The organism is Paenibacillus sinensis (assembly GCF_019904155.1).
GTDB classification, from domain to species: Bacteria; Bacillota; Bacilli; order Paenibacillales; family Paenibacillaceae; genus Paenibacillus_AQ; species Paenibacillus_AQ sinensis.
Genome location: NZ_JAHCMB010000241.1, coordinates 130,018 through 145,827 on the forward strand (window position 1 = coordinate 130,018; position 15,810 = coordinate 145,827).

Genomic DNA, 15,810 nt, shown 5'->3' on the forward strand with positions numbered 1-15,810 from the left:
CCCACAAGCCGGCGGGCGGGCCGGCGTAGCGAAGCCGTCCCTGCGCCAGGACGGCGGCCTGGTCCGCGAGCGGCATGAAGGCGTCCAGATCGTGGGTGGCAGCCACGATGGTGTAGCCAGCCTCGCGGAGCTCGCGCACGGTTTCGAGCAGGCCCCGCGCAGCCTGCGGATCAAGGCCGGCCGTCGGCTCGTCCAGCAGCAGCAGGGACGGCCTCGGAGCGAGCGCCCCGGCGATGCACACGCGGCGCTTCTCGCCGCCGCTCAGCAGATAGGGCGAGCGCGGGCCATAGCTGTCCGGCGCAAGGCCGGCCTGGCTGAGCGCCCGCTCTGCCTCGAGGCTCCGCTGCGGCTGCCGGATGCCGGACTGCTCCAGGCCGTACTCGACGTCTTTCAGCACCGTTCCGCCGAACAGCTGGCTCTCGGGATGCTGAAAGACGATAGTGACGGAAGGGGAGGAGGCCTCCTCCGAATAAGCGATTGTGCCGCCGGAAGGCTCGGCAAGTCCGGCCAGCAGGCGCAGCAGAGTCGATTTGCCGCTTCCTGTCATGCCGCACAGCACCGTCAGGCTGCCTTTCGGAAGCTCCAGGTCAATATCCGTCAGGGCGGGGAGGGGGCCGTAGCGATAGGATACGGCGGTTAGCTGAACCGGCATAGGGCTTCCTCCAGTTCGCGCTCAGTCAGCGGGAGCTGTTCTTGCGGCCAGCCGCCGTCCTGCATAACCCGTCCGACCGCCACGGCAGGCGGGTCCTCCCAGCCAAGCTCTGCCGGCAGCCCGGAGCCGTAGAAGAGGCCGCGGGGGCTGCCGTCGTACAGAAGCCGGCCCTGCTCCAGCACGAGCGCCCGTTCACCGGCTGCCAGCTCTTCCATCCGCTGCGTCACCCACAGAACGGTAACGCCTTTCTTCCAGAGATCCCGTGCGAGTGCGAAGATGCGGTCCCGGGAGAGAGGGTCCAGCATGGAGGTCGCCTCGTCGAAGATCAGCAGCTCCGGCTCCAGCGCCATGCAGCAGGCGATCGCCAGCCGCTGCCGCTCTCCGCCCGACAGCTCCTCCACGGGTATGGCGGCCTTGTCCTCAAGGCCTGCCAGCTTCAGTGCCCGTGTTACCGACAGACGCATCTCCCCTCCGGGAATCCCCCGGTTCTCCAGGCCGAAGGCGACATCTTCCTCAGGAGTCGATCCGATCGTCTGGGACAGAGGGTTCTGAAAGACGGTCTGAACCATCTGCTTGACCAGCCTCCGGTTGCGGGGGGAACGCAGATCGAGGCCGTTCGTCGCGACCTCGCCGGCAGTAGGGAGAAGCAGCCCGTTCAGAATGCGGACAAGGCTGGATTTTCCGCTCCCGTTCGCCCCGGTTACACTTACCCACTCTCCTTTTTCTATATGCAAATCGATATCGTGAAGCACAGGCAGAACACGCTGGCCGTCCCGGAGGGACAGGCTCAGGCCGCTGGCATGAATCATAACGGTTCGACTCTCTTTCCGGAATGGGTTATCGCGTTTAATAGATTCATATTTTACATAATTTAGTTAAGGAGAACGCGCGCTGTCCATAGGACATCGCAGGCGTGCAACCCCGATTATATCAAATTAACGCATTGATGTATTGCGGTACGGATGGTATATTGGTTCGGGTACATGTTACACCTACTAGAACCAAGAAGAAATGGAGGAACATGCACGATGAATAAATGGTCCCTGCGCGGGCTGATTTTCAGCGCGCTCTTCGCGGGCGTCATGATCGCTCTAAGCTCCATGAAGGTGAATCTTCCGTTCTCGACCGTGCCGATCACGCTGCAGACGCTGGCCGTCATGCTGGCCGGCTCCATCCTTGGCGCCAGATACGGAGCGCTTGCCGTCCTGATCGTTCTCGGGCTGACAGCAGCCGGATTTCCTGTTCTGGCCGGAAGAGGCGGCATTTCCGTTCTCGTCGGGCCAACGGCGGGCTTCATTTGGTCCTGGCCCTTTGCGGCCGCTCTGATCGGGTGGTTCGCCCAGCGGATGACGCAGAGCCGGTATACGTTCGCGAAGCTCCTTATTGTGAATATTGTTTTCGGCTCTCTGCTGGTGTATCCGGCCGGCGTGGCCTGGCTGGCTCATTCGGTGCCTTCCCTCGATACGCTCTATAAGGCACTGGTTGCCGGCATGCTGCCGTTCCTGCCGGGCGATTTCCTGAAAGCGGCTTTGTGCGCTTCGGTCGCCGCCGGTGTATGGAAAGTATATCCGATCGAACGGATTGTGGGCAGCCGGAAGGCCTCCGCTTGGTCCGGCAGCGATTCCTCTGCCGTGAAAGGTCAATAATATCATCAATCACACCCGAAAGCCCCGTCCCTTCCGCATTACAGAATGCGAAGGGACGGGGCTTTGTTCAAGAATAGCAAATATCTCATTTGGATAGCTGCGTGCCTCACTGAATCCTCCAATTGCGACAGGGTCTGTCCTGGGATTAGATCCGGGATCAGGTCAAGCGCTGGTTTGTATCTCGCAAATGCCCGCGTCCGCAAGCCGCGGGCAGGCATTCTCCTTGATCCTGTTGCTGTTATTCTGCATAACGCTTCGGCTTACTCCCGACTGCCTGCTCCCTTGCAGGCAGCTATATCATTATGCGTGTTATTTTGTGCGTGATTACGTGTGTTGACCGCTAAAGCCTCTTCTTTCTCGCCCGACGGGTCCACCGGGAGACACCAGACGGACACTCCGCCGCCGCTTACAGGGAAGACAGCCCAGCCGTCTTCACCGATCTTGACCGTCTCCTTGCGGCCCAGCGTCAGATCGCTCCAGGTCTGTCCGGCGCGTTCCTTCCCGACGAACATGCGCTTCTCGCCATTGTCGCCGTTCGAGACGACAACTGCGCATCCGGAGCCGGGGGCTTCCTCCGTTCCGCGTCTCACCCAGCCGATCGTATTGGGGTGGTCGAAATAGTCATTCTGCTCACCGTAAGCTCTATAGTACCTCGCGCACAGCAGGCGATCGATGATTTCGCGCTTGCCCGGAACGGGCGTCGGCCCGCCGATGCCGTAATAGTCGCCGTAGAAGACGACGGGATAACCGTCCTGCCGGAGCAGAATCAGCGCATACGCGCTGGGCTTGAACCAGTCGCCGACCCAGGACTCCAGCGATTCATGGGGCTGGGAGTCGTGGTTGTCGACGAAGGTGACGGCGTGGGTCGGGTGGGTCTGAACGAGCGTGTCATTGAAAATGGTGCTCAGATTGAAATTCCGGCCCGCCAGCGAAGCCGCATGGAATTTGTAGTGCAGGGCGACGTCGAACAGATCGATTTGATAATCTACCGTGTCCAGGAAGTTTCGGGTCGCTTGAAGATCCGAATTCCAGAATTCCCCTACTATATAGAAGTCTTCGCCGCGCTTATGGGCCATTTCGGCTGCAAATTCCCGGATGAACTCATGATTGATATGCTTGATGGCGTCAAGCCGGTATCCGCTGCACTGGAGCGTATCGACCAGCCATTTTCCCCATTCCAGCATCTCTTCGCGGACAACCGGATGACCGTAATCGATATTGGCGAACATCAGGTAATCGTAGTTCCCGAATTCACCGTCTACGTTCTGGTTCCAATCCTTGTTCTCCCCGATAATCTTGTAGATTCCGGTTCTTCCTACCCTGGCGTCGTAATCGGTGCCGTTAAAATGCTCGAAATTCCATTTGAAGGCAGAGTACGTATCGCCTCTTCCGGGGAAAGTGAACTTGGTCCAGCCTTCGATTTCAAACGGCTCCGAGATGACCTGAAGCCGGTTGTTCCGATCGACCTCGACCACCCTGAAGACCTCCGTCTCATCGGCCCCGGCCTTATGATTCATCACCAGATCGACGTATACGGCGATTCCTTGCCGTTGACATTCGACGATTGCGTCGATCAATTCCTGCTTGGTTCCATATTTGGTACGCACAGTGCCTTTTTGGTCGAACTCGCCCAGATCGTACAGATCGTAGACCCCGTACCCGGTTTCCTCCACAGACAGCGCTTTGGTTACAGGCGGCACCCATACCGAATCGATTCCGGCGCTTTTCAGCTCGGGCGCGAGCTTCGCTAGCCGCTTCCAGTGCTCGCCGTCGGCGGCCACATGCCACTCGAAGAACTGCATCATCGTATGATTCCGCTTCATCATGGTTCGCCCCCTGCTTCGTAATTGAAATTCACAGCTGATTAATATGTCGATCATATCGGGTTATGGGCTGAACAGATCCAGCTGGAGTGGGGCAAGTCCGCCGTCTTCCTCGCCGAGAAGACTCTGAAGCTCCTTGGCGTTGGGGGTGGCGTCGCCGGCCGAGTTGTTGTTGAATACCACGTAGACATTCCGCGACCCGCGCTCAAGCTCCCTCAGGCGTTCCCGCCATTCCGTCAGCTCTTCCGTATTGTACCGGTACAGATAGCGCAGCTTCCGCCAGTCGGGATGACTGCTCTGCTGCCAGCCCTTGGTATTGCGGCCGTGCATGCGCACATAGGTGGCTTCCTCCGAGGTGGCGACCGCCACGATCGGGATGGAGCCGATTCCGGCCTGGGGTTCATCGACGACGGTATGAATCCAGCCCTCTTTTTTCATAAATTCAAGCGTTCGATCGCGGTACTGCGGACTGTACCAGGTGGAATTGCGGAATTCAAGCGCGCAAGGAACATCCTTCATGCGTTCTTTCGTTTCACGGAGCATATCCACATTCTCTTTCGTGCAGTCGAACCACGGCGGGTATTGAAAAAGCGTCATCGTCAGCTTGCCGGCTTCAATAGCCGGTTCGATTGAAGTATGAAACGCCTGGAACATGTCCTCGGCCGTATCGAAATAATTGGTTTTGCCCCGCAGATGCCCGGTCATGCCCTGGTAAGCCTTGACGATGAATCCGAAGCCCTCGGGCGTCTGGCTAACCCATTTCACGAAGTTCTTGACCGGCTGAACGGCATAGAAGGAGCTGTCGATCTCCACGATTGAAAAATGCGAGCTGTATGCGGGCAGGCGGCCTTCGGGCCTCACCTTGCCGTACAGTTCTTCGTGATCGCCGAATCCCGTCAGACCGATCTTGATCATGGGCTCCCCCTCCTTTTTCCTATTCTTGGCATAAAGTTCCTCGAACATTACCTGCATATCCCTATTTAAACGTAAAAGGGGAGAGAGCAAACAGGCCTCTGCATGTTGCCTCCGCAGGCCATACCGGGGGAAATGGATCACTACGGCTTTAGGTATGGCGTATATCCGCCCAGAGCAAAGACCGCCAACAGCAAAGACCGCCTTCCCGTTCGGAAGACGGTCTTGCGCATACCGGCTCTACTCGGTTGCCGCCTTGGCATAGGCCGCATTGCTGTCAGGGAACCGGACAAGACCATGCTCTCCGGCAAGATGTACCGAGTTGCGTCCGCTCCGTTTGGATGCGTACAGCGCATGATCCGCTTCCTTCAGCAGCTCCTCAAGCGGGTGCCCCGGCTCCGCGAAGGCGACGCCGAAGCTTACGGTTACGCTGATCCGTCCCTGAGGCAGCAGCAGACCTTCCGCTTCGACTGCCGCCCGAAGGGCATCGGCCAGCTTGGCCGCTTCCTCCAATGACGTATCCGGAAGGCATAGCACGAATTCCTCGCCGCCATAGCGGCCGAAGATGTCGCCTTGGCGAAGAAGGCCCCGGCAGACATCTGTAATATGGCGGAGCGCCGTATCGCCGCAGCTGTGGCCGTAGCGGTCGTTGATGCTCTTGAAGTGATCGACGTCGAAGAGCGCCAGGGAGAGATTGCCGCCTTCGGCGTTGCGGCGTTCAAGCTCCCGGGCGCTTCGCTCCATAAAATGGAGGCGATTACATATACCGGTAAGGCTGTCCGTTGTCGCAAGCTGCCGCAGCTTGTCCTGCATCCGCTTGCGTTCCGTTACGTCGATGAGCATAATCATCCGTCCGGCGATCTGGCCGCCCCGCTTGCGGACGGGCGAAGAGCGAATTTCATAGTAGCAGATGTCGCCGCCCTTCTCCCATTCCAGCTCCCGTTCCTCCTGGACCAGGGGGTCCGCCTCCATCACATAGGCGACCGCGTCTTTGCCGGCTGTCAGAAACAGGCGGATGAGCGGATGGCCGACGTAGGAAGAATCAAGCCCGCTGATCATGCCCGCCGCGGCCGGATTATAGTCGATCAGCCGGTCGGAGCGGTCCATGACGAGAACGCCGTCGCGCATGCTCTCGAACAGACTGCCGCGCGCAATCGGCGCCGCCGTCAGCATCCCCCTCGACAGAATGGCCCAAATATACAGGGTGGAGGTGACGCTCATGATGATCGGCACCGGGTCCATATTGTAAGGAGACAGGCCGATCAGATAGAGAAAGGCGCCGAGCGTCGGCAGGAACAGGCCGAGCAGCAGCGTCACGAGCTGGCGGCGGTACACCTGCTTCATGCGGTTCCACTGATACAGCATGACTACGGTTCCGGCCAGCAGGCATCCGAAGGTGAAGCTGCCGTGAACGATGTAAGCCGGACCCATGACGATATCGGCCAGCGGGGCCGGTGAGTCGGTCCGCAAATACAAGGACTGGTAGAACAGATGATGGTAGTCGTTGGTCCAGACGAGCGCCGTCGTCATGCAGGGGATGGAATAGAGCCAGATTAGCCGCGATTTGGTAATCAGCCTGTCCATTCCTACAAAATGAAGCACCATCAACAGGCTTGAAGGCGCGATAAAAGGCATCCCGATATATTCGACCTTGGTCCACAGGCTGATTTGCGACAGCGAGCCGCTCGACAGCTCAAAGGCGAAGGCGAAGGTATAGATGGCCGATGCGCAAGAGCTGACGATAAACGCCTTGATGCCGGAGAAGTCCGTATCCTTGAAGTAGGCGAAGAGGGCCAGCAGCACGTTTAGGACGCCCGATATGGCTACGATGACAATATATGTGGAAATAAAAGTGCCGATGAATAGGCGCCTCCTTTCGTAAAGGGCAAGTTGCGGACAAAAGCCGGGACGGGCGGGTCCGTCCGGTCTTCCCGGCTTTTGGTAGCGGAAGCGGCAAGCCTTGGGCTGACATGCATCTTTACTGGATATATCGGCAGACAGCCCGCTTTTTGACAATAAATCGAAAGAGGCTGGACAAAATGACGGAATTTCTGCACAGCTATTTTACTTTTTGTCTAGTGCCCGTGAAAGGGGGTCAGTGTAACATGTTAGTTAAAGCTACATCGGATTTGGAGGTTTCGCGAAAATAATGATTTTACGTCACTTAACATGACATCAATACAAAAAATTCAGGAATAGGGGGAGTGGAGATGTCACTTATTGCGACAAGAGTTCCTGAGATCCAATTGGAGAATGTGGAGATGCGCTATCAGACGGATACGGCGGAGGTTCTCGCTCTGCACCAGGTAAGTCTCGATATTGCCAAGGGAGAGTTTGTCTCGCTGCTCGGCCCGTCCGGCTGCGGCAAGACGACGCTGCTGAGATTGATGGCGGATCTGATCGAGCCGACGGGAGGACGGGTGACGGTAGCCGGCAAGAGCGCCAAGGAAGCCCGGCTTGCCCAGAAGTACGGCATCGTCTTCCAGAGCCCCGTTCTGTACGACTGGCGAAAGGTCAAGGACAACATTACGCTGCCGCTGGAGCTGATGGGCGTCAAGAAGGCGCGCCGGGACGAGAAGGCGCTGGAACTGCTGGAGCTGGTGGGGCTTACGGGATTCGCCGACAAGTATCCCTGGCAGCTTAGCGGCGGCATGCAGCAGCGTGTAGCCATCGCGCGGGCGCTCTCCATGGAGCCGGAAATTCTGCTTATGGATGAACCGTTCTCGGCACTCGACGAGTTCACGCGAGAGCGCCTTAATGAAGAGCTTCTCTCCGTATGGAGCAAGGTGGGCAGTACAGTCGTGTTCGTCACGCACAGCATTCCGGAATCGATCTTCCTGTCCGACCGGGTATTCGTCCTGTCTCCGCATCCCGGACGCCTGTCGGCAATCGTCGACATCCCGCTCCCCCGTCCGCGGACAGCCGAAATGCGGAACAGCCCGAAATTTTTTGATCTGATCGCGGGCATTCGCGACAGCTTCGAGGGAGTGTAACGCTATGAAAGGTAACGGCATGCTGGTCAAAGGGCGGCTGCTTCCGCTGCTGGTATGGGTAGCCGGGCTGCTGATTCTCTGGGAGGTTCTGTCCTGGGTACTGCTGAATGTCGCGCACGCGCCGCTCGCCCAATCGAAGCTGCCCTACGTGCATGAGGTGGTCTCTACCCTCTTTCAGTACGGAGGCACGCTGCTGAAGGAAGGGGCTGCGACCTTCGGCAATGCGGCTGTCGGCTTTCTCCTCGGCGCTGCTGCCGGCGTCCTGCTCGCGGTGCTGATGAGCGTCTCGAAGACGATCGAGCAGCTGACCTTCCCGTACGCCGTCGCTTCGCAGATGATCCCGATTCTCGGCCTTGCGCCGATTATCTACGGCATCGTGCGCGACGAGCAGGTTTCGCGGATTATCATTTCCGGATATATCACGTTCTTCCCTGTAGCGCTTAATATGCTGCGCGGGCTGCGCAGCGTCGATCTCTCTGCTCTGGAGCTGATGCACTCCTACGCAGCCAAACCGTGGGCCGTCTACTGGAAGCTCCGGCTGCCCGCCGCTGTTCCGGGATTATTCAGCGGGCTGAAGATTGCGGCTCCGCTGGCGGTAACCGGCGCGATTCTGGTTGAGCTGATGGGAGCCCAGCACGGCATTGGCGTCATTATGCTCCGCAATCTCTATTACGGTCCTTCCCATACGTATATGTTCTGGTCGACGATTCTGGTCGGCGCATTTCTCGGAATGGCCAGCTACGGGCTGATGAGCCTCATTGAGCGTCTTGTCGCTCCCTGGCAGCCTGAATTCCGGCCGAAAGGAGGCAGCCGATGATGGAAGGCAATACCGCTCCGGAGGTTTCATTCGTCTCGCCTCACGGGCAGGAGGGCGGAACGCGGGCAGCCGCCGAAGCCAAGTCTGCCCCGGCTTCGGCGCCGGCGTCCTCGAACAAGCCGCGCCGGCGCTCGCGCACGGCTCCTGTACTGCGTGTTCTGCTGCCGATTCTCGCTGGCGTGCTGTTTCTGGCGCTGTGGGAATTGCAGGTGTTCCACAAAATATTCGACCTCAAGAAATATCAGCTTCCGCTGCCTTCTGCAATCTGGGAGGCGATGGGCGACAATATGAGTCTGCTTCTCTCCTATACGGGCTACACGCTCTCCGAAGCGGTGCTCGGCATGCTGGCCGGCTCCCTGCTTGGCTTCATCATCGCGCTGACCGCCACGGCCTGGCCGAGATGGGGCGGCGGCAGCCTGACGCTGGTCGCCGCGCTGAATGCCGTTCCGATCGTGGCGCTGGCGCCGATCATGAACCTTTGGTTCGGCGACGGGCTGGGATCGCGGATCGCCATTGTAACGGCGACAACTATGGCCGCCATGGCCATCAACGCCTACAAAGGCATGGCTGCGATCGACCCGCTGGCGCTGGATCTGATGCATTCATACGCCGCGCCGAAATCGGCGGTGTTCCGCCATCTGCGGATCAAGAACAGCTTGCCGCATGTCTTCACCGCATTGAAGATCAACGCGACCGCCAGCATGATCGGCGCGATCGTCGGCGAATTTTTCTTCTCCTCGCGGGGGCTGGGGTATCTGCTCTCCAACTCGATCAAGGTCGCCAAAATGCCGCTCGGCTGGTCCTGCATCGTATTGGCGGCCATCGCCGGTGTTGTGTTCTACCTCGTGGTGGAGCGGCTGGAGAAGGTGTTCATCCGTTGGCATCCTTCGCGGCGGGCCTAAACTAAAAATCTTCATTATGTATAACCGTTAACCGGCTCAACCGGCCGCCTTGGCGAAGCCTTGGTATCCTACAGGGCAACGCTGCGGCCGTTGGCATACAGCGCACCAATGGGAGTACAGCACAGTTCCTGACATTCATCACTTCAAAGGAAATCAAAAAAACGGGTAGGGGGAATCAGTTTGATGAAGGGTAACAAGAGAATGTTTCGCGGTGTGCTGTTGATGGCGGTTATGGCGCTGGTGATGTCCATGCTGGCGGCCTGCGGAGGCAACAATAACGGGAATTCGGCTTCGGCGAGCGAGCCGGCGGCTTCTTCCGGAAGCGGAACAGCCGCATCGGCAGCTCCGGCGGCAAGCGAAGCTCCGGCAGGCGATCCGGTTCCGGTGAAGCTGCAGCTGAAATGGGTGCCTCAAGCTCAGTTCGCCGGCTATTATGTCGCGCTCAAGAAAGGCTACTACAAGGATGAAGGTCTGGACGTCTCCATTCTGCCGGGCGGCCCGGACATCGTGCCGGAGCAGCAGGTAGCCGGCGGTTCCGCCGATATCGGCGTCGACTGGGTAGCGAGTCTGCTGACGAGCCAGGAGCAGGGCATGCCGCTGATCCAAATCGCGCAGATTTATCAGAAGAGCGGTCTTGTGCTCGTATCCAAGAAGTCGGCCAACATCAATAGCCCGGCCGATCTGAAGGGCAAGCGCGTCGGCAACTGGATGGGCGGCAATGAGTTCGAGCTGCTGGCGCTGTTCGACAAATACAAGCTCGATTCCAACAAGGACATCAAGTTCACGAAGCAGGGCTTCACGATGGACCAGTTCCTGGGCGGCGAGCTGGATGCCGCATCGGCCATGACGTACAACGAATATCAGGTTGTGCTGGAGTCCGGCATCAAGCCTGAAGAGCTGAATGTCATCGACATGAACGACGAGGGCGTGGCAATGCTGGAGGACAATCTGTTCGCGAACAGCGAATGGCTGGAAGCGAATAAAGAGACGGCAGCCAAATTCGTCCGCGCGTCCCTCAAAGGCTGGCAGGATGCAATCGCGAATCCGTCGGAAGCCGTTGACATCGTAATGGAACAGGCCGAATCCGGCAGCACGACCAAAGATCATCAGCTGAAGATGATGGAGGAAGTCGCCAAGCTGATCCAGCCGGAAGGCTTCGACCTCTCCAAGCTGGGCTACACGGATGACGCTGCATTCAAGCAGACGGCTGACATCGCCAAGAAGTTCGGCGTTATCAAGGAAGAACCGGATCTTACCATAGCCTACACGAACGAAATCATGGATATGGCTTCGAAAAAATAAGCCGCATACAAGCCGCTCCGCCGCCGCGCCCCAGCTTGCACACGCTGACCGCCCGGCGGAGCGATTTTACTGAAAAGAGGTGCTTCTCGCATGTCTCTGCTGGCCAGACCAACCGGGAAAGTGAAGAATTTCATCAATGGAGAGTGGGTGGAGTCGGCTTCGGGACGGGAGGAAGAGGTGTTCAATCCCGCGACGGGCGAAGTGATCGCTTATGTGCCTTTGTCGAGCCGGGAGGAACTTGATGCTGCGGTGGAAGCGGCCGGGAAAGCGTATACATCGTGGAAAAGAGTTCCCGTCCCCCGGCGCGCCCGCTACTTCTTCGACTATCAGCAGCTGCTGCTGAAGCATGCGGAGGAATTGGCGGCTCTCATTACGCTGGAGAATGGCAAGAGCCTGGAGGAAGCGCGCGGCGAGGTGCAGCGCGGCGTCGAGTGCGTGGAATTCGCAGCGGGCGCGCCAACCCTCATGATGGGCAGCCAGCTGCCTGATATCGCCACGGGCATCGAATCGGGCATGTACCGTTACCCGCTCGGCGTAGTCGGCGGCATCGCCCCGTTCAACTTCCCGATGATGGTGCCGTGCTGGATGTTTCCCCTGGCCATCGCCTGCGGCAATACGTTCATCCTGAAGCCGTCCGAGCGGACGCCGCTCCTGATGAACCGGTTGGCCGAACTGTTCGCCGAGTCCGGCTTCCCTCCCGGCGTGCTGAACATCGTGAACGGCGCGCATGAGATTGTGAACGGGATGCTGGAGCATGAAGAGATCAAGGCGATCTCGTTCGTCGGCTCCCAGCCTGTGGCGGAGCATGTCTACAAGACCGGTTCCGCTCATGGCAAAAGAGTTCAGGCGCTGGCCGGCGCCAAGAACCATTCCATCGTGCTGCCGGACGCCGATCTGGACGGCGCGGTCAAGAATATTACGGCCGCTGCCTTCGGCTCGGCGGGCGAGCGCTGCATGGCCTGCTCGGTCGTCGTCGTCCACGAGGCAATTGCCGATGAATTGGTGGCTCGTCTGACCGCCGCCGCTGATGAGATCAAGATCGGCGACGGCTCGAAGCCGGATGTCTTCCTGGGACCGGTCATCCGCCAGTCGAACAAAGAGCGTACCGTCTCCTATATCGAGGCCGGTGAGCTGGAGAGCGCGAAGCTTGTGCGGGACGGAAGGCTGGACGCCGCCAGTGGCGGCGATGGCTTCTTCATCGGTCCGACGATCTTCGATCATGTGAAGCCTGGCATGAAGATTTGGCAGGATGAAATCTTTGCGCCGGTGCTGGCTGTGATCCGGGTCAAGGATCTGTCCGAGGCCATCGCTGTAACGAACCAGTCGCCGTTCGCCAACGGGGCCTGCCTCTACACGGACAGCGCCAAGGCGGTCCGCGAATTCCGGGAGGAGATTGACGCCGGGATGCTGGGCATTAACCTGGGCGTTCCCGCGCCGATGGCGTTCTTCCCGTTCTCCGGCTACAAGAAATCGTTCTATGGCGATTTGCATGCCAACGGACGCGACGGCGTGGAATTTTATACACGCAAAAAAATGGTGACCGCCCGCTATTGATCCGCTGTTAATTCAATTCTTTAAATAAAAAATAAAAGGCCGCAAGGCTTGAGAGGGGACACAAGCCCATGATCAATACAGGAATGGACAGCGAGCTCGCAATCAGCAAAGACCGGAAATATCTGTGGCATCATATTTCGCCATACAGCGAAGCAAGCCCGCCGATGATCGCCGCTTCCGCCAGCGGGGCCTGGATTACGGATATCGACGGCAAGAAATATCTGGACGGCATGTCGGGGCTGTGGTGCGTGAACATTGGCTATGGCCGCAAGGAGCTGGCGGAGGCTGCCTATAACCAGCTGCTGTCGCTGCCTTATTTTCCGCTGACACAGAGCCATATGCCCGCGATTCTGCTGGCGGAGAAGCTGAACGAGTGGCTGGGCGACGAATACGTGATCTTCTTCTCAAACAGCGGCTCCGAGGCGAACGAGACGGCCTTCAAAATGGTCCGCCAATATCAGCAGCAGATCGGCCAGCATTACCGCCACAAATTCATTGCGCGCTACCGGGGCTACCACGGCAACTCCTTCGGTGCGCTGTCCGCAACCGGTCAGGCCCAGCGGAAATACAAATACGAGCCGCTCAGCGGCGGCTTCCTGCATGTGGCGCCTCCCGACAGCTACCGCCGTCCGGCGGGCCAGTCGGTGGAGGAATTCAATCTTCTGATGGCGCAGCAGATCGAGGACACCATCGTATGGGAAGGCGCCGAGACGATCGCGGCCGTTATTATGGAGCCGGTCATTACGGGCGGCGGCGTTATCGTGCCGCATCAGCTCTACATGGACCGGGTTCAGGAAATCTGCAAGAAATATGGCGTACTCCTTATTATCGACGAGGTCATCTGCGGCTTCGGCCGTTCGGGACAGCGGTTCGGCCATCATAATTTCGGCGTGAAGCCGGACATCGTGACGATGGCCAAAGGGATGACGAGCGCTTATCTGCCGCTGTCCGCCACTGCGGTCCGCAAGGAGATTTATGAGGTGTTCAAGGACAAGAGCGACGATTACGGCTATTTCCGCCATATCAATACCTTCGGCGGCAACCCGGCGGCGTGCGCGCTGGCGCTGCGCAACCTGGAGCTGATGGAGCAGGAGAAGCTGGTGGAACGCGGCGATATTCTCGGCAAGCGCCTGAGCGCCGGGCTATCGGAGCTTGCAGGTCACAAGCTGGTCGGCGATATCCGAAGCTTCGGCCTGATCACCGGCATCGAGCTTGTATCCGACAAGGAGGCCAAGACGCCGGCTCCGCTTGATACGGTCAAAGGAATTATTGCCGACTGCAAGGCGAAAGGGCTGATCATCGGCAAGAACGGCGACACCGTAGCGGGCTACAACAATGTGCTGACATTTGCGCCTCCGCTTGCCTCGACCGATGAAGATATCCAGTTCATTCTGGATACGTTCAAAGAGGTAATGATCGGGAGTTGGGCAGAGTAAGCTTCTCCGGGTACAGGAACTGGTAGGCGCGCAGGGCGACCTGAATTGAAATCCGGTTCTCCGGCGACATGAAATCCTCGCCGAGCAGCTCGGTGATTTTATCCAGCCGGTAATAGAGCGACTGCCGCACGATGAAGAGCTTCCGGGCCGCGATCTGCTTGGAGCCGTCATGATCGAGGTAGACGCGCAGGGTGAGCAGCAGCTCGCTGCCCTTCTGCTGGTCATGGTCAATCAGCGGGCCAAGATAGGTGCGGATGAAGTTCTGCAGCGTCTTGCCGTCGTTCAAGCCGAGCAGCAGCTGGAACACCCCAAGCTCCTCGTAGAACAGGATCGGCTGCTGGTTACAGGGATAGAGCGACAGCGCCTGTACCGCTTCCCGGTAACCGGCGGGTGTATTGCGGAGCTGGGTATGACGCTTGCTGACGCCGACGACGAGCTGGAGATCCTTCAGCTTCTCGTCGGAGCGTATATTCTTCAGCGATTCCAGCGCCTGCTGCAGCCGGGAGCGGCCGGGCTGCTTCGACTGGATGTCGAGCGCGATCACGGTCAGCCGGTTATTCTTGAGCGTGATGAGCGGCCGGAATGAATATTTCTCGAAAATGGAACGCAGGACGAGCGAAAGGTGGAACGTTATCGATTCCCATTCGTTCTCCGAGCTGTTCCATTTTGCGTTCCGGGGATTCTCGATCTCGATCAGGCATACGCGGTAGGGCAGCTCGTTGACGATGGCGAAGTCCGGACCGATCAGGCTCTTAAGCCGGTTATCATCGTCGATCCGCCCGTTGATCAGCTCGTCGACCCACAGATTCTCGGAGAACAGCTTGCGCTCCTCCATATAGCGCGTGCGCAGCAGCTCCTGCGCGATCGACAGCGAGGCGGAATCGAGCAGCAGGCAGTCGAATTCCTGCGGCTTGTGGGGACAGAGCATCAGGATATACGCCCACGTCTGGTCCAGGGCTCCCACCGGCTTGATCACGGCCGTCCGGCCGTTGTAATCCCGGAAGGCGGGCGCGGCGTCCGGCTGGTGTGCGGCGTCCGTCTCTTCGTAGAATGCCGAGAAGAAGCGCAGCAGTTCTCCCTGTTCCTCCGGCGGAAGCGCCGGGAAGAACTGCGGCTTGCCCTGAAGCTGCATGTAGAGCACCTGCGTGCGTGTACTCTTGGACAGCAGCTGCAGCACCTTGACCGTCCCTTGAGAGGTCAGCGTCAGCCGGTGGAATTCGCGCGAGATGCTCTCCAGCTCCTCCAGCATGCGGTGATGGCGGTTGATGATCAGCGAGTGCAGATCGAGTGTAATATCGACGAAGCGAACGGTGCGGTCAAAGACGATGAGCGGGAAGTCATGCCGGTCCGCGAGAGCAATCATTTCCTCTGGGATGGCGCTAAAGTAAGTTCCAAGCTCAATGCACAGGCAAGCGGCATTGCGTTCGATCAGGTATTCCAGAAACTCAAGGGCGGCGGGGAGGTCGGCGCTCATGCCGATTCCCGTGGTCAGAATCATTTCCTGGCCGTGAATCATGCTCTCGAAGTTGGGGGTCTCCAGCACATGAACCCAGCGGATCGCGCGGTCCAGGCCGGAGGCTCCCCCTACAACCGAGGCGTCGGCGAACAGGGGTCTTTTCAGCGCTTCGCGAATGGTGAATACTAACTCCCAGTCCATACTCTACCTCCCTGTCTAATAGCCGTTCTCAATTCATTCTCACACGTAAAAAATAGGCATCCTAAATTAGACAATATGTCTAATGTAACGAAAAAATGAATTGACTATAGTTTGAA

At 58.6% G+C, this 15,810-nt stretch carries 12 protein-coding genes and 1 pseudogene; 7 read left to right on the top strand and 6 right to left on the bottom strand.

Annotation, left to right across the window (positions count from 1 at the left end; all coding sequences use genetic code 11):
• Nucleotides 1–100: 100 nt before the first annotated feature.
• Nucleotides 101–652: pseudogene (locus tag KIH86_RS30250) on the bottom strand (energy-coupling factor ABC transporter ATP-binding protein); the annotation flags it as partial.
• Nucleotides 637–1,461, bottom strand: coding sequence for an ATP-binding cassette domain-containing protein (locus KIH86_RS29230; RefSeq protein WP_223081397.1), 825 nt, complete (start codon nucleotides 1,459–1,461; stop codon nucleotides 637–639). The pseudogene KIH86_RS30250 and the gene KIH86_RS29230, both read right to left, overlap by 16 nt.
• Before the next feature lie 219 nt (nucleotides 1,462–1,680).
• Between KIH86_RS29230 and KIH86_RS29235 the strand changes: the two genes are divergently transcribed.
• Entirely contained in the window at nucleotides 1,681–2,298 is a 618-nt protein-coding gene (locus tag KIH86_RS29235) for a biotin transporter BioY (protein ID WP_223081396.1), read from the top strand.
• Nucleotides 2,299–2,558: 260 nt separating this feature from the next.
• Here the strand turns inward: KIH86_RS29235 and KIH86_RS29240 are convergent, their stop codons facing one another.
• From KIH86_RS29240 to KIH86_RS29250, 3 genes are all read right to left on the bottom strand, one after another.
• A complete protein-coding gene (locus KIH86_RS29240) occupies nucleotides 2,559–4,121 on the bottom strand; it encodes an alpha-amylase (protein WP_223081640.1) in 1,563 nt (520 codons plus the stop codon).
• Between the two features lie 63 nt (nucleotides 4,122–4,184).
• Nucleotides 4,185–5,036 carry a DUF72 domain-containing protein gene (locus KIH86_RS29245; RefSeq protein ID WP_223081395.1) on the bottom strand — a complete coding sequence of 284 codons (852 nt, stop codon included), beginning with the start codon at nucleotides 5,034–5,036 and terminating at the stop codon, nucleotides 4,185–4,187.
• A 237-nt stretch (nucleotides 5,037–5,273) separates the two neighbouring features.
• The gene (locus KIH86_RS29250) at nucleotides 5,274–7,049 is read right to left on the bottom strand and encodes a histidine kinase N-terminal 7TM domain-containing diguanylate cyclase (RefSeq protein ID WP_262416315.1); all 1,776 of its coding nucleotides are present in this window, start codon (nucleotides 7,047–7,049) and stop codon (nucleotides 5,274–5,276) included.
• Between the two features lie 194 nt (nucleotides 7,050–7,243).
• Between KIH86_RS29250 and KIH86_RS29255 the strand changes: the two genes are divergently transcribed.
• From KIH86_RS29255 to KIH86_RS29280, 6 genes are all read left to right on the top strand, one after another.
• Complete coding sequence (locus KIH86_RS29255; RefSeq protein WP_223081393.1) at nucleotides 7,244–8,026, top strand: ABC transporter ATP-binding protein; 783 nt, start codon at nucleotides 7,244–7,246, stop codon at nucleotides 8,024–8,026.
• 4 nt (nucleotides 8,027–8,030) lie between these two features.
• A complete protein-coding gene (locus KIH86_RS29260; RefSeq protein WP_223081392.1) occupies nucleotides 8,031–8,843 on the top strand; it encodes an ABC transporter permease in 813 nt (270 codons plus the stop codon).
• Nucleotides 8,840–9,745, top strand: coding sequence for an ABC transporter permease (locus tag KIH86_RS29265; RefSeq protein ID WP_235775685.1), 906 nt, complete (start codon nucleotides 8,840–8,842; stop codon nucleotides 9,743–9,745). Before KIH86_RS29260 ends, KIH86_RS29265 begins: the two co-directional genes overlap by 4 nt.
• Nucleotides 9,746–9,928: 183 nt before the next feature.
• Nucleotides 9,929–11,047: an ABC transporter substrate-binding protein gene (locus KIH86_RS29270; protein WP_223081391.1), complete on the top strand. Its 1,119-nt coding sequence runs from the start codon at nucleotides 9,929–9,931 to the stop codon at nucleotides 11,045–11,047.
• 90 nt (nucleotides 11,048–11,137) lie between these two features.
• On the top strand, nucleotides 11,138–12,601 hold the full coding sequence (locus tag KIH86_RS29275; protein WP_223081390.1) for a CoA-acylating methylmalonate-semialdehyde dehydrogenase: 1,464 nt from the start codon (nucleotides 11,138–11,140) through the stop codon (nucleotides 12,599–12,601).
• A gap of 68 nt (nucleotides 12,602–12,669) precedes the next feature.
• Entirely contained in the window at nucleotides 12,670–14,037 is a 1,368-nt protein-coding gene (locus KIH86_RS29280; RefSeq protein ID WP_223081389.1) for an aspartate aminotransferase family protein, read from the top strand.
• Here the strand turns inward: KIH86_RS29280 and KIH86_RS29285 are convergent.
• Nucleotides 14,003–15,694: a PucR family transcriptional regulator gene (locus KIH86_RS29285; RefSeq protein WP_223081388.1), complete on the bottom strand. Its 1,692-nt coding sequence runs from the start codon at nucleotides 15,692–15,694 to the stop codon at nucleotides 14,003–14,005. The two genes, KIH86_RS29280 and KIH86_RS29285, sit on opposite strands and share 35 nt — an antisense overlap.
• Nucleotides 15,695–15,810: the final 116 nt, after the last annotated feature.

Excerpts from the sequence above, each read along its gene's own strand:
- KIH86_RS29230 (WP_223081397.1), bottom strand. The coding sequence starts at position 1,461 with ATGATTCATGCCAGCGGCCTGAGCCTGTCCCTCCGGGACGGCCAGCGT.
- KIH86_RS29235 (WP_223081396.1), top strand. The coding sequence starts at position 1,681 with ATGAATAAATGGTCCCTGCGCGGGCTGATTTTCAGCGCGCTCTTCGCG.
- KIH86_RS29240 (WP_223081640.1), bottom strand. The coding sequence starts at position 4,121 with ATGAAGCGGAATCATACGATGATGCAGTTCTTCGAGTGGCATGTGGCC.
- KIH86_RS29245 (WP_223081395.1), bottom strand. The coding sequence starts at position 5,036 with ATGATCAAGATCGGTCTGACGGGATTCGGCGATCACGAAGAACTGTAC.
- KIH86_RS29255 (WP_223081393.1), top strand. The coding sequence starts at position 7,244 with ATGTCACTTATTGCGACAAGAGTTCCTGAGATCCAATTGGAGAATGTG.
- KIH86_RS29260 (WP_223081392.1), top strand. The coding sequence starts at position 8,031 with ATGAAAGGTAACGGCATGCTGGTCAAAGGGCGGCTGCTTCCGCTGCTG.
- KIH86_RS29265 (WP_235775685.1), top strand. The coding sequence starts at position 8,840 with ATGATGGAAGGCAATACCGCTCCGGAGGTTTCATTCGTCTCGCCTCAC.
- KIH86_RS29270 (WP_223081391.1), top strand. The coding sequence starts at position 9,929 with ATGAAGGGTAACAAGAGAATGTTTCGCGGTGTGCTGTTGATGGCGGTT.
- KIH86_RS29275 (WP_223081390.1), top strand. The coding sequence starts at position 11,138 with ATGTCTCTGCTGGCCAGACCAACCGGGAAAGTGAAGAATTTCATCAAT.
- KIH86_RS29280 (WP_223081389.1), top strand. The coding sequence starts at position 12,670 with ATGATCAATACAGGAATGGACAGCGAGCTCGCAATCAGCAAAGACCGG.
- KIH86_RS29285 (WP_223081388.1), bottom strand. The coding sequence starts at position 15,694 with ATGGACTGGGAGTTAGTATTCACCATTCGCGAAGCGCTGAAAAGACCC.